Here is a 19,258-nt window from a genome sequence, read left to right as displayed (position 1 = left end):
CTATTTTATGCATTGGAGACATTACATGATAAGAGAAAACCTTGAAATAGTAGAAAAGAACATTGTAGCAGCCTGCGAAAAGGCTGGTAGAGACCGTAGTAGCGTAACACTTATTGCAGTCAGTAAGACTAAGCCCGTTAGCGACATTAGACAGGCAATGGACTGCGGAATAACTGTATTTGGTGAGAACAAGGTTCAGGAGATCAAGGATAAGACTGAAGAGATCAAGGAGCCTCTTAACTGGCACATGATAGGTCACCTTCAGGCCAATAAGGTTAAGTATCTTCCTGGAAGAGTCTGCATGATCCACTCTGTTGATAACAAGAAGCTGGCAGATGAGGTCGAGAAGCAGTGTGCCAAGGCAGATATCGTCATGGACGTTCTTATTGAGGTCAACATGGCAGATGAGGAGACTAAGTTTGGCCTTTCTAAGGATGAGGTAATCCCTTTTGTAAAAGAGATAGCAGATAACAAGCACATGCGTATCAGAGGTCTTATGACCATAGCCCCTTACACAGAGGATCCTGAGAGTAACAGAGTTTATTTTAAGGGATTAAGGGAGCTTAAGGATGAGATAAATGCCCTTGACATTCCAAATGTAAAAATGGATCAGCTCTCCATGGGAATGACTGGCGACTATCAGGTCGCAATTGAGGAGGGAGCTACATTTGTAAGGGTTGGAACCGGTATATTCGGCGAACGAAATTACGCAAATATTAAATAAATATAAACGAATTTACACTAATTATGCCAGAGAGTATAATAAATTTATACTCTGTGGCATTTTTTATTTTTCTGTGTTTTCGAGGTAAAAATGGATAAAATTGCGCTGGTTGGGAAAATTTTTGAGGCCTTTGCCAATTCTTCGGACAACAGATATGTCTTTTTGTGTGATATGCAAAAGGATTATTCAAGATGGTCTAAGCAGGCAGTAGAGCGCTTTGGACTTCCTTCTGAATTCATGGAAGGTGCCGGAGATATCTGGACTGAGCATATTCATCCCGACGATAAAGAGGCCTATATCAAATCTATAGAAGATATTTTTAGTGGAAAGAGCGAATCTCACGAGCTTCTCTATAGGGCCATGGATAAGGAAGGTAAGTACGTTCCCTGTATGTGTAAGGGATACGTTATCAAGGATGAGGAAGGGAATAATCTTTACTTTGCAGGAACCATAGAAGATTACGGCATTGCCAAGGATATTGACCCCAACACAGGAGTATATTCCAAGGCTAAGCTTATGAGCTGCCTTAAGTCCTACCAGGAAGATAATCAAAAATATTCCATTTTAGTGTTCAAAATCTGTGAAATTGACGAAATAAACAATGTATATGGTTATGAATATGGCAACTTCCTGATAAGGGTTATGGCTACCAAGGCAGTTACTTATCTGGATACTTGTGACATCTTTTACCTGGGCGGAGCAAGATTTGCCATTGTTTCAGTGGAGGAGAAGACTCCCGGTCTTAAAAAGATCTATGAAGAGCTTAAAAACTACGCAAAGAGAGATGTGTTCGTGGATAATAACCATATCACGCTGATCCTTGCCGGCGCCTGCACTGATGTTAATAACACCAAATCCGACGTATCAGCTGTTTACTCTAATGCCATCATGGCTCTCAACGAGTCCAATAATGAGAATTATGGTGAGCTGGTGGTATTTAATGTTACCAGAAGGGGATCTAAATTTGAGAGAATCGCTATCATCAATGCCCTTCGAAATAGTATCATCGATGACTTTAAGGGATTTTACCTGCGCTATCAGCCTGTGGTTGATGCTAAGAATGAGCAGATTGTGGGAGTAGAGGCCCTTATAAGATGGAACAGGTTTCCATACGGCGAGGTGTCTCCAAGAGACTTTATTGAATGGCTTGAAAAAGATCCTCTTTTCTATGAGCTGGGTCTTTGGGTAATAAAGACAGCTCTTTCTGACTATAAGAAATACGTACTTCCGATAAATCAATATACCAAGATAAGTGTTAACCTTTCATATGTTCAGCTTAAGAGAAAAGAGTTTAGAACTGACCTTGATAAAATTCTTAAGGAACTGGATTTTCCAGCTGAGAATCTTGTTATTGAGCTTACAGAAAGGTGCAGACTCTTAGATACCAGCTTTCTTAACAATGAGATCAATTACTTTAGGACCAAGGGTATTGAAGTTTATATGGATGACTACGGAAAGGGATCTGCATCTGTTGAGAATATAATTAAGCTCCAGCTTGATGGAGTTAAGATTGATAAGGCATTTTTGGATGAGCTTCTTGTAAGTGAGAAGGCAAGGACCATGGTAAGATCCATAATAAACGCCATGAGAGAAATTGGTGTTCACAGTACAGTGGAGGGTATTGAAGAAAGAAGAGTCGCTGACCTTGTAAGCAGTTATGGTGCTACATATCTCCAGGGATTTATGTACGCCACACCACTTACTATAGATGAGTTAAAAGAGAACCCACTTTTGAACAGGAAATAGTCTATGGACAAGTTTGATCCAGAGCTTCTTGCTCAGATTGCAGACAACTTCATCGGCGGTTTTTGCGTATTTTCGTATAACTCTGATACTAAGGCTGTTGATTTGAAATATGTCAACGACGGCTTCTTTAGAATGCTGTCAGTAAGCAAACCGGCAGGAATGATGCTGATCAACAATGCTGCCAAGGTTATTATTCCAGATGACCTGCCTCTTATGAGGCAGTGGCTTAAGGATGTTATAGCAGATAATGGCTCTGCCGAGGAAGAAATAAGATTTGTTACTCTGGATGGACAGCTTTCCTGGCTTTCCCTTAGAGGCAATCTCTATGAAAGGAATGGCAAGGATAACACGATTGTCTGCACTCTTCTTGATATTACAGAGCGCAAGATGATCGAGGAAGAATTTAGAAATCAATATGAGTTTATGAATAAGCTCATGGATATTGGTGTTAACTTCGACTACAACGTCAGAACCGATGTATGTGAGATGAGAGCCGGTAAAGACTGGATCCATGAAGGTAATTTCCTGGTGGATCACTATCTTGAAAAGGTGGAAAATTCTGGTATCTATCCTGAAGATATGGATCTTTTTATAGGAAATATAAAAAGAGCTATGAAAAAGCCTATTCAGGATACCTTTGAATACAGGGCTGTTGCTCCATTTACCAAGAGTGATGACTATAAGTGGTACAAATGTAATATTATGAGCATCATGGGTCAGGAGGGCTATGTAAGCCATGTTCTTGGCCTTGTATCAGACATAAATGATCAAAAGCTTGAGGAGATTGAACTTAAGCTAAGAGCTGACAAGGATTCCCTTACAGGACTTCTTAATAAGGGAGCAACGACAGAGCTTATCAACAAGTATATTGAAGATCTGTCTGCTAATTCCAAGAAGGGAGCACTTATTCTTCTTGATGTGGATGACTTTAAGAATATCAATGATACTTACGGTCATATGACAGGTGATGATGTTCTGGCAGCTATTGGTAAGACACTCCTTAAGAACTTTAAAGGAATGGATGTGGTTGGAAGAATTGGTGGCGACGAATTCATGATATTCATGGGTGATATCAAGGATATCAAGGATGCGGAGTCCATGGCAGAAAAGCTTCAGAAGGATGTTAAGAACCAGTGCGCCAGGGAAGAAGCCAGAAACATTTTATCTATCTCCATGGGAATAGCTGAATTTCCAGCCCATGGTAAGGACTACGAATCGCTATATGCTACGGCTGATCAGGCATTGTATCAGTCCAAGGGCGCAGGAAAGGCCAGATATAGCGTATACATTCCAGAATAAAGTAAGAAAAACGGGGATTATTTATGGATAGAACTCAACCGCTTTCTAAAAATGTTACCATAGATGAGCTTAACCACCTGATTGATACAGGGCATGTGTTTGTCACTCCCTTTGGCATCAACAGGACAGCTTATATTGTGGTTAACCATAAGCCCTTCATGGTCATTGCTACAGATATATCGATCCGCGGCGTTCAGCTAAGCGGAGCCTGGTATACCTGGGAGGATCTTGAAGCCATGGGAGGGGTCTACGATTCAGAATTTGAAGCCTTGAAAGCTATCGCTGGCGGAGCCTAAATACTCCTCCGGCGATAATTTATTAATATTATATAAACTCTCGCCAATACTGTTCCATAGCCTAAAAATTGTGATAAAATTTATCTTACTTGAATGTTTGGGAGGCTACTATTTTGGGGTATGTCTTTTACTATATAGAAGCCTATGCGGCTTGTATATTTCTATTATGCATAGTTCAATTTAAAATCTTCAAAGGCGTTAATAAGCAGTTATCTCAGGTTTACTTAGGTAAGCTTGTTACTGTATTGATTTTTTACTTCTTTGCGGAGATTTTCTGGGCTCTTGTGGATGGCTCTGTGATTCCAAGTACCAGGTCTATGCTGTATATTTCCAATATATTTACATATGTGCTGCTTAGTATTGCTGCTTATCTGTGGTTTGTTATTTCTGAGATCCTTCAGAATGTTAAATATATTGAGAATGACAGTAACAGGCTAGTGTTAAGTCTTCCTGCCTGGATTTCCAGTATCTTGTGTATAAGCGCCTACAGAACAGGTCTTGTATATTATGTTGATGAGAACAACATTCTTCAGAACGGTAGATTATACGTTATTCTCGTTATTGTACCTTTCGGATATCTTATAGCCGCTTCTATCAAGGCTCTTTACAGAGGCTTTAGTAAAGAGAAATACGCTGAGCGCAACATCTATTTCATGATCGGCGTTTTTCCTGTAACTCCTATTATCTTCGGTGTTTTACAGGCTCTGTACTGGAGAATACCATTTATGTGCTATGGAGCTGTTGTGGCGGTTTACTACATGTACATTACAAGCCTTGAGAATCTGATCTCCTTAGATCCTCTTACTCAGGTCAACAACAGGAATCAGATGCTTAAATACCTGGTAAGTAAAGTCAAAGACCAGGAAAATGGAATGAGCCTGTTTCTTTTGATCGTTGATGTGGATAAGCTTAAGAATATCAATGAGACCTACGGACACAAGGAAGGAGACAGAGCGCTGGTAAGAGTTGCCGATGCTATCAAGAGTGTATGCCAGGGACCAAGAGGCAGATGCTTTGTTGCAAGGTATGGCGGCGATGAATTTGTGGTTGTGGCTGAAATGGCCTACAGAGCAGAGGCCACATGGCTTTCAGATCAGATAAGAAATGCCGTTAAGAAGGCAGCAGAGGATACTCTTGATAAGTACAATCTGTCAGTAAGTGTTGGAATAGCGCAGTATGACTATGAATCACCAATTCCGCTTCAGTCATTTATCGCAAGGGCTGACTCGGACCTATACAAACAGAAAAAGGTAAACGTGGTCTAAAAGAGATTTGAGACCACGTTTATTATTATGCCTGCAAGGATAAAGGCAGCTAGGATAGCTATAGCATATATAAACTTCATTCTGGCCATCTTGGCACCTCCAAATTTGATAGGAACAGTATACTATTGCAAGGGTCCTTATTCAATAAGCCCTGCAATAATTATGGTATAATTTAAATGAGCGTATTTTTGTCCATATCAGTAGTTGAAGCTAAAGCAGATAGGAGGGAGTATGCAACTTTATGTATCAGGGGATGTTCTAAGAAGCGGCGATGGATCCATCGGGCATCCATTTAAGTATATTCAGGAGGCTGCATCTGTTGCAAAGCCAGGTGATACCGTCTATGTGGCGCCTGGTATCTACAGGGAGAGAGTAACTCCCTGCATTTCCGGAACAGAAGATAAGAGAATAAGCTTTATTAGTACCGCAAGGGGCGAAGCTGTTATTACAGGAGCTGAGGAGCTTAAGGGCTGGGAAGTCTTTGAAAATGTCTTTAGAGTCCAGATTCCTAACAGCTTTTTTGGCGACTTTAACCCCTTTAAGGAGCATGTATGCGGGGATTGGCTTGATGGTACCAGCGATGATAACCATCTTGGCGAAGTCTATATAGATGGAAGGGCCATGACTGAGGTCTTTGACCTGGCTTCCTGCATTCATCCAAATAGAGATAACAGGTCCTGGGATCCAGAGTTTAGTACCATGGTGTGGTATACAGCCCAGGATAACAATAATACAGTTATTTATGCCAACTTCCAGGGCAAGGACCCTAACAGAGAAAACGTTGAGATCTCAGTTAGAAAGACCTGCTTCTTCCCTGAGGCAAACGGCATAGATTATATTACAGTGTCTGGCTTTACCTTAAGGCAGGCTGCCACCAACTGGGCACCACCAACAGCTTTCCAGGAGGGACTTATTGGCCCTAACTGGTCAAAGGGCTGGATAATCGAGGATTGCGACATCTGTCAGTCTAAGTGTAGTGGTATTTCCCTTGGAAAGTACTTCCAGAAGGGCAGTAATAACAAGTGGACCACCACCTGGGTAAAGGATGGAACCCAGACTCAGAGAGATGCCGTGTGCCAGGCTGTCAACGAAGGCTGGGACAAGGACAGTGTTGGCTCCCACATAGTAAGGCGCTGTGATATCCACGACTGCGGTCAGACAGGTATCGTAGGCCATATGGGCGGTGCCTTCAGTCTTATCGAGGATAATCACATTCATCATATCGGAATTAAGCACAATATCACCGGGGCAGAGGTTGCTGGAATCAAGCTCCATGCTGCCATCGATACTGTTATAAGGCGCAATCACATTGATCACTGTAACAGAGGTATCTGGCTTGACTGGGAGGCTCAGGGTAGCCGCATCAGCCAGAACTTCCTCCACGACAATGTTCCACCTCTTAACACAGTGCTGGAGTCACCTTTATCCCTTGGTGAGGACATCTTTATCGAGGTTTCCCATGGCCCAACACTGGTGGATCACAACCTGCTATTGTCAGATCTGGCTGCAAGGCTCAGTACCCAGGGCATTGCCTTTGTGCACAATTTTATAGCCGGCTCTTTTACCTATGTGGGAACCGGAACGGATAATGGGGGAAAAGAACTGTCAACTGACAGATACACTCCTTACCACCTGCCACATTCCACTAAGATAGCGGGCTTTATGACTATCCTTCACGGAGATGCCAGATTCTATAACAATATTTTCGTTCAAAGGGCAGTAAGACAGGACCTTCTGGATTATTGTGTCCAGAGAAACGCAGATACTGTGGATAAGAACAACTTTATCTGTGGAACAATTCCATATAATAACTATCCTTCTGCAGCTGAGTACTTCTCAAGGTTTAAGAAGGGTGCAGTTCAAAGGGAAGGCTCCAATGACATGTATTATCAGCATCTTCCTGTTTACTTTGGAGGAAATGCCTATTACAACGGGGCAAGGTGCTGTGATAATGAGCCAATGGCCCATGTGGACAAGGATCACAAGATAAGCCTTTACTTAGATGATCAGGATGGAAGATATACTCTTCACACCAATCTATATGAGTTCCTTCCTAGGAATTTCACACAGCCTATCAGCACAGGTCTTTTAGGTACTGCCTTTGAGCCTGAACAGGCCTTTGAAAATCCTGATGGAAGCTATATCATGTTTGATAAGGATTACTTTGGCCGCAAGCGCGGAATTCACCCGGCTTCCGGACCTTTTGAGGAGTGCGGAACTGACAGATTTACCGTTCAGACTCCGGGCTTTGGCAAGTACAGAGTAAGTCAGAAGGGTAGTGGCCGACTTGAAGATCTGGAAAAAGACAGCTCTTTTGAACAGGAAGAGGACGAGAAGCCAGAGAACCCTACAATTCCGAACTTCACTATAGATGAGGATGACTTCGAGGTTAAGGAAGAGGACATTGTGGCATCTATAAATGCCAATGTTCTTCTGACGGGTTGTGACAATGCTGGAATTTCCTTCCCATTTGAGGGAGAGCTTTTCCAGGTAAGTGATATGTTTGTTAAGGGCAACGAAGTCTGGCTTTATGATAATATAAATGAGAGGCTTGTGGAGCTGGATTGCGAGTACGGCATTTACCACAGGCTTAAGAAATGGTCGGTTGGAGCTATGCAGTCTCTGGATGTCAATGACAATCCTAATTGCGAGGGCCTTGTACGCACAGCAGGCACTCTTTTGTGCATTCTTAGTAAGAGCATGACCCATGACCCTGCTGATACCTGCGAATCCATTCAGGATAAGGTCAACACCGGCATAGAGCCTAAGGGCATCAAGATGAGATTTACACCTAAGTATCTCAAATTCATTAGAAATAAAAAGTTCATATCCCTGGAGGATGTTATCTACCGCATGAACAAAGGGGCCATGGACATAGTAACTGAAAGATTGGAGCATTTATAATTTTATGGAGAGAAAAGCAAACTGGTACAAGCTTGATAATGCAGCCAAGATTGTTCCATCAACAGCAAAGGGAGCTAATACCAGGGTCTTCAGGATTACCTGCGAACTAAAGGAGGTCATTGATCCAGATCTTTTGCAGTTGGCTCTGGATGAGACTATTGAGGAGTTCCCATTTTTTAACTGTGTTCTTCACAGGGGGATTTTCTGGTATTACTTAGAGGACAGTGACCTTAAGGCCAAGGTGGAGCTGGAGAATACGCCGGCATGCCTTCCCCTTTATATCAAGGGCCACAAGAGCCTTCTTTACAGGGTTAATTATTTTAATAACAGGATCAATCTGGAGATGTTCCACGTTCTTGCGGATGGAACCGGAGCCTTCATGTTCTTTAAGAACCTGGTGACCAGGTATCTTGTGCTTAAACATGATCTGGATGTGGATATCAAGCCTTCAGACGACTTCTCCATTGAGGAAAAGAATGTGGATGCCTTCAGGGATTTCTATTCCAAGCAAAAGGGCCTTAAGCAGCTCAATGAGATGAAATCCAAAAAGGCATATCAGGTGGCTGGCGAGATTGATGATAACCTGTTGCCACATCTCATTGAGGGAACAGTATCTTCCTCCAAATTCCTTAATCTTGCCCACGATTACAATACAACTGTGGGAGTTCTTTGCGTAGCTCTTTATATCAAGGCCGTTATCCAGGGCATGAACAGACTTCAGGCCAAAAGACCTGTTGTCGTAAGTGTTCCTGTCAACCTTCGCCAGTTCTTTAAGAGCGGCACAGCCAGGAACTTTTTTGGAGTTATCAATATTGATTACAATGCAGCAGACTATGACGGCAAACTGGAATCCATAATCAGCAAGGTTGATAAGGATTTCAAAGAAAAGCTTTCACCGGAGAATATCGAGAAGACCATGAATTCCTACGCGGCCCTTGAGCACAATCTGGCCATAGGAATGGTTCCTCTTCCTATCAAGGATCTGGTAATTGGCTATTTTGACCGCTCCGCCAAGGATGGTGTCACCAGCTCCATGTCTAACCTTGGACAGATCAAGATGCCTGAGGAGGTGTCAGAGTACATTGACAGGTTCAGTGCCTTCATGACCGCTTCATCGCAGCAGATCTGCGTTTGTTCTTATAAGGACAAGATGGTATTTGGCGAAGTTTCTCCTTACAAGACCCACAAGGTTATGCTGAATTTCTTCAGATGCCTTACGGAGCTTGGAATAGAGGTGGAGCTTGGCACTAACGATTACGATAAGGAGCTTGATTAAGATGCAGATTTGTCCTAAATGCAAGGTTAATATAAGAGGAGAAAAGAGCTGTTGTCCTCTTTGTCAGAGTCAGCTTAAGAAGGTAGAGGGCGAGCTTTCACCAGCATTTCCCACTCTTAAAAAGAAAAAGATCAGTAATATCACCTTTATTAAGGTGTGTACCTTTTTGTTTGTGGCACTGGAGATTATCTTCTTTGCCCTCCATTACGTGACACAAAGACAGTTTTCTTTCTTCCCAATCATGATACTGGGAACACTGGTGGTATGGCTTACACTCATTACCACGATTTATCTTAAGAATAACATGATCAAGGTTATTACCTGGGAGGTTATCGTAGCCATCATAGTTGATGTGTATATCGACAAGGCCACAGGCTTTAACGGCTGGAGCCTTCACTGGATGGTGCCTGCAACACTGGTTGCCCTGGCTATTGCCACCATCACCATTGCTAAGATGCTTAAGCTAAGACTTGATGAGTATATTCTTTATATTGTTTTTGACCTTTTGATGGCTCTTTCCCAGATGATCTTCATAAGACTGGGTCAGAACAGATTCATTTATCCTGCAGTATTTAGCATTACCTTTTATCTTATCCTTACGGCAGCCCTGGTGATCTTTAGATTTAGAGACCTTAAGAACGCTACCCAGAAGATGTTTAATGTATGAGTATTAAGAACAGATTAAATAAACATAATTTTAAAAGAGGCGTGGTTTTCGCATCCAAGGTGGGAGACTTTGTGGAGAACTCCATCGGAAAGGCCATGGAGGACGAAAGCAGAAAGGCACCGGACCTTCCTAAGAACCCAGAGAAGCTTACCTGGTACAGAGTGCCCTTAGAAAAGGGCCTTTCAGGAGATGGCTCTGAGTACTACATCTATGTTAAGCTTGGAGACCCTGATAAGCTCTGCATCTTTTTCTCAGGTGGGGGAGTTGCCTACAACGAGTACACAGCAGCAAGACCTGTTACAGGCGGCAAGGTTGCGGCCCACATGCCCAACTACTACTGGAATAACCTTCGTCCCTTTACCCAGATCATGAATATCAACGTTGGCATCACGGACCTTAATCCTGACAGGAATCCCTTTGCTGGCTATAGCTTTGTGGTAATAACCTATGCCACAGGAGATTTCCACGTTGGTAACAACGACTATGAGTACACTTCGGAAGAGGGCAACAATGAGATCCTTCATTTCCACGGATATGTGAATTTCCTTGAGAGTATGAAGGTGGCAAAAGAGCTATTTCCTAACCCTAAGACTCTTTTAATTGCAGGTAACAGCGCCGGAGCCTTTGCAGTTCCTGCCCTTGCCGGTGAGATTGTGGATAACTATTATCCAAAGACAAAAAATGTGACTTTGTTTTCCGATTCAGGACAGCTCTTTTACAAGCACTGGAGAAAGACCGCCAAGAGTATCTGGAAGACTAAGGAGAGCATATATAAGCCAATCCATTCTGAGAATATAACTCTGGACTGGTATAAGAGCCTGTATGAGCAGTATGGAAACAGGTTTAAATATCTGTATTCCAGCTCCATATACGACTATCTGTTAAGTGCCTATTACAACGATATCATTCGTAAGAAATATGCCACGGATCAGGATGTACAGAAGGAGTTCTATGTTCAATTGCAGGGCTTTGTTAAGGAGCTTAAGGCCCTTACTCCTGAGTTTGGAATGTTTATTGATGATTGGAAGATTCCTATTATTACCATGGGCGGAACCGTTCATACCAGCGTAAGAGAGCCTCATTTTGCTTTCTTTACCCAGGACGGGATCGGCATGAGCAAGTGGCTTATGGATGCTGTGGAGGGAAGGGTCTACGATGTAGGAATGGACCTACTTAAGAAGAAAAAATAACCTGCAACTATAAGGTTGCAGGTTAGTAAGTCGTTTTCAATCTATGAAGCAATCTTCAATCTGAGCTTCATAATCAGCGCGAAGCTCTTCAGGAATATCGTACTCGTCAAGAGCCTCTGCAACAGACCAGTGCTCATTAGCCATTGAACGAAGGATGTTGCGTATAACTCTTGAATCAAGAGCCTGTAATGCAGCAACGTTATTCATATTCTCATACCCTCCTCACATTGAAAACACATTTCATAAAACACATGACAATAAGTAATGAAATTAAGATATAATTAATTCAAAATTACATTTACTCTTATCACTACAATATATTGTAGTCCAAAAAAAATCTGATACAAGTATTGACATTTTTGATGAAACTATTTTTGTTGAATATGCACAGAAAATGAGGAGAAATTTCATGCATATAACATTATTTGTTTTGATCATAGCCATCATATGTTTGATACTATCTCTGGGAGTAGTGGGACTAATCCCCTCTGTTTTCGTGTTTTGTCTGAGTATTTATTTCCTTTTACAGGAGAAGTCTATAAATATAGTAAGAGCTATGGCAATCTCCGCCGTGGGAATAATTCTTCCCGTTATTATGTACTTTAATAGCTATGGTTTTAGCGGCCCCTATGTGAAGGAGCAAAAGCTACGAATGATTCCACAGATAATTTACGATAACTATGAAAGACTGGGATTTGATATGTCTTTTATGGTTAAGAAGGATAGTGGCGGCGCTTTGGCAAGTGGAACTATGGGCGGCGCATCTGGTTATGGAATGTATGAAAGTGCAGACCAGGCGGGATCTGTAGCCACAAACCCTGATGATGCCATTTATTATGTAACTGACGGAGTGGCTTCTTCCCTTGTTTCCTACGAGGGAGACATCTTTGAAAATATAGAAAATGAAGACACGGTGGAGGCAACTTCCACCAGTACCTACATAGGAGCTTCCGACGATGATATGCCTTCCTACGGTGGACTTCCTGTGGGGACTATGATTCTTGCCCAGTATTTCAGGGAGGATGATCACAACTGTAACCCGGTTCTGGTTCTAAGAAATAAGACCGGGAACCTTTGCAGATACGAGTGCAAGTTCATAGCCAGAGATGAAAACGGCGAAGAACTGGCTATTTCCCAGAATACAGTGGAGGTTGTTAAGGACGGTGACTGCTTCGTGTTTGAGGGAAGATTTGATAAGAACGAACTGGGGGGAAAGCTCCCTGCCATGTACGAGTTTTCTATTACAAAGAGAAAGCCCTATGAGGAGGATGCCTCAGATCAGGTGGCAGTATACACAAGGGTTAGTGGCAACAGCGCTATTGTAACAGCAGATAACACAGGAGATACCAAGGTAAAGGTTGATACCTACGTTCTTTTCTTTGATAAGGACGAACTTGTGGATTGTATCTGGCTCATTCCCCAGAACACAGGTGATGTCTGCGTGGCGCCCTTCACAACAGCCAATATACAGGGCGATGCCTACTACCATTTCGACAGAGTAGAAACCTACTACACAGCCTACAGGGCAGTGGGAGATTGAGGTTGCCATTTACAGGGAATTGCGAAACCATCGGCTTTGCCGCTCAGGTTCTGTTTTGTGTTGGTTCGCTCGCCGCAATTTAAGGCTTTCCAAAAGGTGTTTCTAAATCCTGCGAATTAAAACTCAGTCAGGCTCTAAGATTTTTAAAGGCAGGGTGTTTTGATACTGGCGAGTATAGGCAACAAAAGTGCCATTTTCTAATGCTCCCAGGTCAGGCTTTCACGCGCATGCGAACGATTGTCTGAAGCAGGGCGAAAAGATTATATTACATGGCAAGAGCGCAAAGCGCTCATTACGGCAAAAAAGAAACGAGATTTCCAAGCTCATGGAGTTTGGAAATTCTCGTTTTTTATTTTGCCTATGGAGCAAAGCTCCAATTGCCATGCAATATAATCCGCCCTGCAAGTAATTATCGTGCAGCATGCGCATTGAAAGAAAGCCTGCGGGAGCATCTGAGAAAATGCGCATCTTTTTTGTAACGAGCCAGATCAAAATCACCTGCCGTAAAAAACTAAGAGCCTGACCTCAGACAGTTAATTCGCAAGCAGGATTTTTGAAACACTTTTGGAAAGCTCTTAAATAGAGGCTCGCTCTTACAACACAAAACAGAACCTGAGCGGCAAAGCCGATGGTTATAATATAATACTGTGAATGGTAACATCCTCGTTGTCTGTGGTGACGATATGGGATATAATAAATATATGAAAAAGCGACTGCGAGTCCAGAGGGCTTGTGGGAAAGGAAGGATATATGTCACAGAGCAGAGAAGACTTAATTCATTCATTAGCATCCTCCATGGGAATGGGGGAATCTCAGAAAGCTCATATTTCTTCTAGTAAATACAATGTTGATACAGGCGTTATGTACTGTAACGGCCATGTTATCAACAAGAATCAGATAGAGCAGGCTCGCATATATTTCACCACCCAGTATCGTAAGCTTGCGGAAAAGGATGACGAGGGAGCCAAGGAACTGTCTACCATGTATGAGGTTGCTATGGAGGCAATCACCATGATGATGGGCATTGACAATGGTAACTAAGAATAGAGAATAAATCATTTTGGAAAAAGCATTAGAGCATATCCACAAGAATTGGAGTCATTTTTTGTTAATTTCTACAAAAAATGGCTCTTGTTGTATCTATAGTATTGCAATTTGCACAAGAGGGTAATATGATAATCCTAGAGAGGGAAACTAAATTAAATAATAAAGTTTTCTGAATGGAGCTTAGTTATATGCTCTTTTTTGTTTTGGGATTATTTTTAGGGAAGGTGGAACTAGGTATGGCAAAGTATGTAATGGCTTTAGATGCAGGAACAACCAGCAACAGATGTATCCTGTTTAACGAGAAGGGCGAGGTGGTTTCCTGTGCACAGAAGGAATTTACTCAGTTCTTTCCACAGCCAGGCTGGGTAGAGCACGACGCCAATGAGATCTGGCAGACTCAGCTTTCTGTTGCTAGAGAAGCCATGAAGAAGGTGGAGGCAAGTTACAGTGACATCGCTGCTATTGGTATTACCAATCAGCGAGAGACAGTAATCGTATGGGACAGGAAAACGGGGCAGCCTGTCAGCCACGCTATTGTATGGCAGTGTCGTAGAACAGCAGATTATGCTGCTAAGAAAATGGAAGAGGAACCAGGAATTATTGAGAAATTCCAGAAGAAGACAGGACTTAAATTTGATCCTTATTTCTCAGGAACTAAGATCCGCTGGATTCTTGAAAATGTTGAAGGGGTTAGAGAAAGAGCAGAGAATGGGGAACTTTGCTTTGGTACAGTAGATTCATGGCTTATCTATAAGCTCACTAAGGGAGCTGTCCATGTAACAGATTATTCCAACGCATCAAGAACACTTCTTTTTAACATCAACACTTTGGAGTGGGATGAGGAGCTATGCAAGATCTTAGAGGTTCCTATGTCTATGCTTCCAGAGGTTAAGCCAAGCAGCTGTGTTTATGGCGAGACAGATTCCGAGTTCTTTGGTGGTCCTATCAAGATCGCCGGAGCAGCAGGTGATCAGCAGGCAGCTTTGTTTGGACAGACCTGCTTTACTGAAGGGGAAGCTAAGAACACCTATGGAACTGGCTGCTTTATGCTGATGAATACTGGTGATAAGCCTATCTTTTCACAGAATGACCTTCTGACAACCATTGCCTGGGGTCTTGATGGCAAGGTTGAGTATGCGCTTGAGGGTTCTGTATTCGTTGCAGGTGCAGCGATTCAGTGGCTTAGAGATGAGCTTAAGGTCATCGATTCATCTCCAGATTCAGAGTATTTCGCAACTCAGGTTAAGGATACAAACGGATGCTATGTAGTGCCTGCCTTTACAGGTCTTGGAGCTCCATACTGGGATCCATACGCAAGAGGAGCCATCATCGGACTTACACGAGGCGTTAACAAGTATCACATTATCCGTGCAACATTAGAGTCCCTGGCATTCCAGACCTATGACGTACTTCACGCCATGGAGCTTGATACAGGCAAGAAGATAACTACTCTTAAGGTTGACGGTGGCGCTTCCAAGAACAACTTCCTTATGCAGTTCCAGTCAGATATTCTGGATACAAAGGTACTTAGACCTAGCTGCGTAGAGACTACAGCCATGGGAGCTGCTTACCTTGCAGGTCTTGCTGTTGGCTACTGGAAGAGTAAAGATGACGTTATTAACAACTGGTCAGTAGATAAGGCATTTACTTCAGAAATGTCAGGTATTCAGAGGGAAAAAGAACTTAAGGGCTGGAAGAAAGCCGTTAATTCAACCTTAGGATGGGCTAAGGATTAATCTTTTTTAGAGAATTGGGTATAGATAGTAACTAGATATAACGGGAAAGAGGAGATTGCAATGACAGATGTAATTATTATCGGTGCTGGTGTATCAGGCTCTGCAGTTGCCAGAGAGCTGTCCAAATATGACATTAGCACCTGCGTACTTGAAAAGTGCGAGGATGTATGTGAAGGCACATCAAAGGCCAACTCAGCCATCGTTCATGCGGGGTTTGATGCTGAGGAAGGCTCTCTTATGGCCAAGCTCAATGTTCGCGGCAATGAGATGATGGATCAGCTTTCCAAGGATCTGGACATTCCATTTAAGAGAAACGGATCCATGGTCGTATGTGTCCACAAGGATGCCCTGGATGGTCTTAAGGAGCTCTATGACAGAGGCGTTGCTAACGGCGTTAAGGGACTTAAGATCCTTTCAAGAGAGGAAGCTCTTGAGATGGAGCCTAATCTTTCAGATAACGTAGAGGGTGCTTTATATGCTCCAACTGGCGGAATCATCTGTCCATTCGAGCTTACCATTGCCATGGCAGAAAATGCCAACATGAACGGTGTAGAATTCCGCTTCAACACAGAGGTTGAAGATATCAAAAAGGGCGACGACGGCTTCTGGCATATCAGGACCAATAACGGCGAATACGTATCACGCTATGTTGTTAACGCAGCTGGTGTATATGCTGATAAGATCCACAACATGGTCAGCGCTGACAAGATGCACATCATTGAAAGACGCGGTGACTACTGCCTTCTTGATAAAGAGGTTGGCGGATATGTATCACATACAATTTTCCCACAGCCAACTAAGTACGGTAAGGGCGTTTTAGTAACACCTACTGTTCACGGCAACCTTCTTGTGGGCCCAACAGCCATCGACATCGAGAACAAAGAGGGAACAGCCACAACAGCTATGGGACTTAACGAGGTTACAGCCAAGGCTTCAGAGAATGTTAAGAACCTTCCTATGAGGAACGTTATTACTTCCTTTGCAGGACTTCGTGCTCACCTTGAAAGACATGAGTTTGTAATTGAGGAAGTTAAGGATGCACCTTGCTTTATCGATGTTGCTGGAATTGAGTCTCCAGGTCTTTCAGCATCTCCAGCTATCGGCGAGATGGTTGGCAACATGTTAAAAGAGAAAATGGGACTTAAGGAAAAGGCTGACTGGATCGGAACAAGAAAGGGTGTAATCAAGACAGAAGGTCTTTCTATCGAAGAGAGAAATGAACTTATAAAGAAGAATCCAGCCTATGGAACCATCGTCTGCAGATGCGAGTCTGTAACAGAGGGTGAGATCCTTGATGCTATCCATCGTCCACTTGGCGCAAGAAGTCTTGACGGCGTTAAGAGAAGGACAAGAGCTGGAATGGGAAGATGTCAGGCAGGCTTCTGTTCCCCAAGAACTATGGAAATCCTTCACAGAGAGCTTGGAATTCCATATGAGAAGATAACCAAGAGTGGCGGTAATTCAGCCATCGTACTTGAGAGAACTAAAGGGGAGGTAAGCATGTCATGAAGAGTGTAGATATAGTAATTGTAGGTGGTGGCCCAGCAGGTCTTGCTGCTGCAGTAGCTGCCAAGGAAGCTGGCAATGACAGCATACTTATCCTTGAAAGAGATAATGAACTTGGTGGAATCCTTAATCAGTGCATTCACAACGGTTTTGGTCTTCACACCTTTAAAGAGGAGCTTACAGGTCCTGAGTATGCATATAGATTTATCAAGCAGGTTCTTGATCTTGGCATAGAGTACAAGCTCCATACAATGGTTATGGACATAGCTCCTGATAAGACAGTAACAGCCATGAACAGAGAGGATGGCATGTTCCAGATTAAGGCTAAGGCTGTTATCCTTGCTATGGGTTGCAGAGAGCGTCCAAGAGGAGCTCTTAACATTCCTGGATATCGTCCAGCCGGCATTTTCTCAGCTGGTACAGCACAGCGCCTTGTTAACATCGAGGGCTACATGCCAGGTAGAGAAGTTGTTATCCTTGGTTCCGGTGATATCGGACTTATCATGGCCCGTCGTATGACTTTGGAAGGCGCCAAGGTAAAGGTAGTGGCAGAGCTTTTACCTTATTCTGGCGGACTTAAGAGAAATATCGTTCAGTGTCTTGATGACTATGGCATTCCACTTAAGCTTTCACACACTGTTGTAGACATTGAGGGTAAAGAGCATGTGACTGCTGTTACCATCGCTGAGGTGGGACCAGACAGAAAGCCTATCCCAGGCACAGAGGAAAGATATACCTGCGATACACTTCTTTTATCCTGTGGACTTATCCCAGAAAATGAGCTGTCAAGATCAGCAGGTGTTAAGATGAGCCCTGTAACATCAGGCCCTATAGTTAATGAATCCTTAGAGACCAACATCCCTGGCGTATTTGCCTGTGGTAACGTTCTTCACGTTCATGATCTGGTTGACTACGTTTCTGAAGAGGCTAAGAGAGCCGGCCAGAACGCAGTTAAGTACATAAATGACGGCTGCAAGGACGCCGATACAAGCGATGTGATCGATATCGTGGCTACAGAGGGTGCAAGATATACTGTTCCAACTACAATAAATGTTGACCGTATGGATGACCTTCTTACTGTGAGATTCAGAGTTGGCGATGTTTACAAGAACTCTTTTGTCAGCGTTTACTTTGATGATGAGCGCATTATGCACAATCAGAAGAGAATCATGGCTCCAGGTGAAATGGAGCAGGTAATTCTTCGTAAGAGCCAGCTACAGGAGCACAAGGGTCTTAAGAAGATCACAGTTAAGATTGAGGCAGAGTAATATCTTTTACCATGATAATGAGATTAGGTCTGATAGATTAAGGAGATTCATATGGAGATAAAAGAACTAACCTGTATAGGATGCCCAATGGGATGCCAGCTTACAGTAACTCTTGAAAATGGCGAAGTTACTGAGGTTAAGGGCAATACCTGTCAGAAGGGCGATATTTACGCAAGAAAAGAAGTAACTAATCCAACAAGAATTGTCACAAGCACAGTCAGGATCACAGGCGGCGACAAGGAAAGAGTCTGCGTTAAGACTGCCAGCGACATTCCAAAGGACAAGATCTTCGAAGTAATGAAGGACATTGACGCAGCAGTAGTTGCAGCACCAGCCCATATCGGCGATGTCCTCGTCAAAGACGTTGCAGGAACAGGCGTTGACGTCATCGCCACCAGAAACGTAGAGAAGGTGTAAGCGAGCATTCACAGTTTTGGTAGGCCTAATATTTGGCCCGGCCCCCGCAGACTCCATTTTGTGTTGGTTCGCTCGCCGCAATTTAAGGCTTTCCAAAAGGTGTTTCTAAATCCTGCGAATTAAAACTCGGCCAGGCTCTAAGATTTTTTAAGGGCAGGGTGTTTTGATACTGGCGAGTATAGGCAACAAAAGTGCCATTTTCTAATGCTCCCAGGGCAGGCTTTCACGCGCATGCGAACGATTGTCTGAAGCAGGGCGAAAAGATTATATTACATGGCAAGAGCGCAAAGCGCTCGTTACGGCAAAAAAGAAACGAGATTTCCAAGCTCATGGAGTTTGGAAATTCTCGTTTTTTATTTTGCCTATGGAGCAAAGCT

The 19,258-nt window shown here is 43.1% G+C and carries 16 protein-coding genes; 15 read left to right on the top strand and 1 reads right to left on the bottom strand.

Annotated elements, in window-relative coordinates; translation table 11 throughout:
- Window positions 1-25: 25 nt before the first annotated feature.
- From T541_RS0106495 to T541_RS0106450, 9 genes are all read left to right on the top strand, one after another.
- Window positions 26-724: a YggS family pyridoxal phosphate-dependent enzyme gene (locus tag T541_RS0106495; RefSeq protein WP_026651932.1), complete on the top strand. Its 699-nt coding sequence runs from the start codon at window positions 26-28 to the stop codon at window positions 722-724.
- A 90-nt stretch (window positions 725-814) separates the two neighbouring features.
- The gene (locus tag T541_RS0106490; RefSeq protein WP_026651930.1) at window positions 815-2,470 is read left to right on the top strand and encodes an EAL domain-containing protein; all 1,656 of its coding nucleotides are present in this window, start codon (window positions 815-817) and stop codon (window positions 2,468-2,470) included.
- A 3-nt stretch (window positions 2,471-2,473) separates the two neighbouring features.
- On the top strand, window positions 2,474-3,769 hold the full coding sequence (locus T541_RS0106485; RefSeq protein WP_026651929.1) for a sensor domain-containing diguanylate cyclase: 1,296 nt from the start codon (window positions 2,474-2,476) through the stop codon (window positions 3,767-3,769).
- A 23-nt stretch (window positions 3,770-3,792) separates the two neighbouring features.
- Window positions 3,793-4,065: a hypothetical protein gene (locus T541_RS0106480; RefSeq protein WP_026651928.1), complete on the top strand. Its 273-nt coding sequence runs from the start codon at window positions 3,793-3,795 to the stop codon at window positions 4,063-4,065.
- A 113-nt stretch (window positions 4,066-4,178) separates the two neighbouring features.
- The gene (locus T541_RS0106475) at window positions 4,179-5,330 is read left to right on the top strand and encodes a GGDEF domain-containing protein (protein ID WP_026651927.1); all 1,152 of its coding nucleotides are present in this window, start codon (window positions 4,179-4,181) and stop codon (window positions 5,328-5,330) included.
- A gap of 231 nt (window positions 5,331-5,561) precedes the next feature.
- Window positions 5,562-8,234, top strand: coding sequence for a right-handed parallel beta-helix repeat-containing protein (locus tag T541_RS19010; protein ID WP_081779877.1), 2,673 nt, complete (start codon window positions 5,562-5,564; stop codon window positions 8,232-8,234).
- A 4-nt stretch (window positions 8,235-8,238) separates the two neighbouring features.
- Window positions 8,239-9,510 carry a hypothetical protein gene (locus T541_RS0106460; protein ID WP_026651926.1) on the top strand — a complete coding sequence of 424 codons (1,272 nt, stop codon included), beginning with the start codon at window positions 8,239-8,241 and terminating at the stop codon, window positions 9,508-9,510.
- Between the two features lies 1 nt (window position 9,511).
- Window positions 9,512-10,177, top strand: coding sequence for a DUF6320 domain-containing protein (locus T541_RS0106455; RefSeq protein ID WP_026651925.1), 666 nt, complete (start codon window positions 9,512-9,514; stop codon window positions 10,175-10,177).
- A complete protein-coding gene (locus T541_RS0106450) occupies window positions 10,174-11,367 on the top strand; it encodes a pectin acetylesterase-family hydrolase (RefSeq protein ID WP_026651924.1) in 1,194 nt (397 codons plus the stop codon). Before T541_RS0106455 ends, T541_RS0106450 begins: the two co-directional genes overlap by 4 nt.
- A gap of 36 nt (window positions 11,368-11,403) precedes the next feature.
- On the opposite strand, the gene T541_RS21355 is transcribed toward T541_RS0106450, so the two are convergent.
- Window positions 11,404-11,574, bottom strand: coding sequence for a hypothetical protein (locus T541_RS21355; RefSeq protein WP_155839472.1), 171 nt, complete (start codon window positions 11,572-11,574; stop codon window positions 11,404-11,406).
- A 445-nt stretch (window positions 11,575-12,019) separates the two neighbouring features.
- On the opposite strand from T541_RS21355, the gene T541_RS0106440 reads away from it, so the two are divergent.
- The 6 genes from T541_RS0106440 (at window position 12,020) to T541_RS0106415 (ending at window position 18,881) form a co-directional block, all read left to right on the top strand.
- Window positions 12,020-12,907 carry a hypothetical protein gene (locus T541_RS0106440; RefSeq protein ID WP_026651923.1) on the top strand — a complete coding sequence of 296 codons (888 nt, stop codon included), beginning with the start codon at window positions 12,020-12,022 and terminating at the stop codon, window positions 12,905-12,907.
- Between the two features lie 750 nt (window positions 12,908-13,657).
- A complete protein-coding gene (locus tag T541_RS0106435; protein WP_026651922.1) occupies window positions 13,658-13,948 on the top strand; it encodes a hypothetical protein in 291 nt (96 codons plus the stop codon).
- 242 nt (window positions 13,949-14,190) lie between these two features.
- Window positions 14,191-15,690 carry a glycerol kinase GlpK gene (glpK, locus tag T541_RS0106430; protein WP_026651921.1) on the top strand — a complete coding sequence of 500 codons (1,500 nt, stop codon included), beginning with the start codon at window positions 14,191-14,193 and terminating at the stop codon, window positions 15,688-15,690.
- Window positions 15,691-15,750: 60 nt separating this feature from the next.
- Complete coding sequence (locus T541_RS0106425; protein WP_026651920.1) at window positions 15,751-17,199, top strand: NAD(P)/FAD-dependent oxidoreductase; 1,449 nt, start codon at window positions 15,751-15,753, stop codon at window positions 17,197-17,199.
- Window positions 17,196-18,464: an NAD(P)/FAD-dependent oxidoreductase gene (locus T541_RS0106420; RefSeq protein WP_026651918.1), complete on the top strand. Its 1,269-nt coding sequence runs from the start codon at window positions 17,196-17,198 to the stop codon at window positions 18,462-18,464. The genes T541_RS0106425 and T541_RS0106420 overlap by 4 nt, the downstream gene beginning before the upstream one ends.
- Before the next feature lie 51 nt (window positions 18,465-18,515).
- Window positions 18,516-18,881, top strand: coding sequence for a DUF1667 domain-containing protein (locus T541_RS0106415; protein ID WP_026651917.1), 366 nt, complete (start codon window positions 18,516-18,518; stop codon window positions 18,879-18,881).
- The last annotated feature ends 377 nt before the right edge of the window (window positions 18,882-19,258 follow it).

The organism is Butyrivibrio proteoclasticus P6B7 (genome assembly GCF_000622085.1).
Lineage (GTDB): Bacteria > Bacillota > Clostridia > Lachnospirales > Lachnospiraceae > Butyrivibrio > Butyrivibrio proteoclasticus_A.
The sequence above is the reverse complement of the archived record's forward strand: the minus strand, read 5'-3'. Positions and strand labels throughout refer to the sequence as shown.

Excerpts from the sequence above, each read along its gene's own strand:
- T541_RS0106495 (WP_026651932.1), top strand. The coding sequence starts at position 26 with ATGATAAGAGAAAACCTTGAAATAGTAGAAAAGAACATTGTAGCAGCC.
- T541_RS0106490 (WP_026651930.1), top strand. The coding sequence starts at position 815 with ATGGATAAAATTGCGCTGGTTGGGAAAATTTTTGAGGCCTTTGCCAAT.
- T541_RS0106485 (WP_026651929.1), top strand. The coding sequence starts at position 2,474 with ATGGACAAGTTTGATCCAGAGCTTCTTGCTCAGATTGCAGACAACTTC.
- T541_RS0106480 (WP_026651928.1), top strand. The coding sequence starts at position 3,793 with ATGGATAGAACTCAACCGCTTTCTAAAAATGTTACCATAGATGAGCTT.
- T541_RS19010 (WP_081779877.1), top strand. The coding sequence starts at position 5,562 with ATGCAACTTTATGTATCAGGGGATGTTCTAAGAAGCGGCGATGGATCC.
- T541_RS0106460 (WP_026651926.1), top strand. The coding sequence starts at position 8,239 with ATGGAGAGAAAAGCAAACTGGTACAAGCTTGATAATGCAGCCAAGATT.
- T541_RS0106455 (WP_026651925.1), top strand. The coding sequence starts at position 9,512 with ATGCAGATTTGTCCTAAATGCAAGGTTAATATAAGAGGAGAAAAGAGC.
- T541_RS0106450 (WP_026651924.1), top strand. The coding sequence starts at position 10,174 with ATGAGTATTAAGAACAGATTAAATAAACATAATTTTAAAAGAGGCGTG.
- T541_RS21355 (WP_155839472.1), bottom strand. The coding sequence starts at position 11,574 with ATGAATAACGTTGCTGCATTACAGGCTCTTGATTCAAGAGTTATACGC.
- T541_RS0106440 (WP_026651923.1), top strand. The coding sequence starts at position 12,020 with ATGATTCCACAGATAATTTACGATAACTATGAAAGACTGGGATTTGAT.
- T541_RS0106435 (WP_026651922.1), top strand. The coding sequence starts at position 13,658 with ATGTCACAGAGCAGAGAAGACTTAATTCATTCATTAGCATCCTCCATG.
- glpK (WP_026651921.1), top strand. The coding sequence starts at position 14,191 with ATGGCAAAGTATGTAATGGCTTTAGATGCAGGAACAACCAGCAACAGA.
- T541_RS0106425 (WP_026651920.1), top strand. The coding sequence starts at position 15,751 with ATGACAGATGTAATTATTATCGGTGCTGGTGTATCAGGCTCTGCAGTT.
- T541_RS0106420 (WP_026651918.1), top strand. The coding sequence starts at position 17,196 with ATGAAGAGTGTAGATATAGTAATTGTAGGTGGTGGCCCAGCAGGTCTT.
- T541_RS0106415 (WP_026651917.1), top strand. The coding sequence starts at position 18,516 with ATGGAGATAAAAGAACTAACCTGTATAGGATGCCCAATGGGATGCCAG.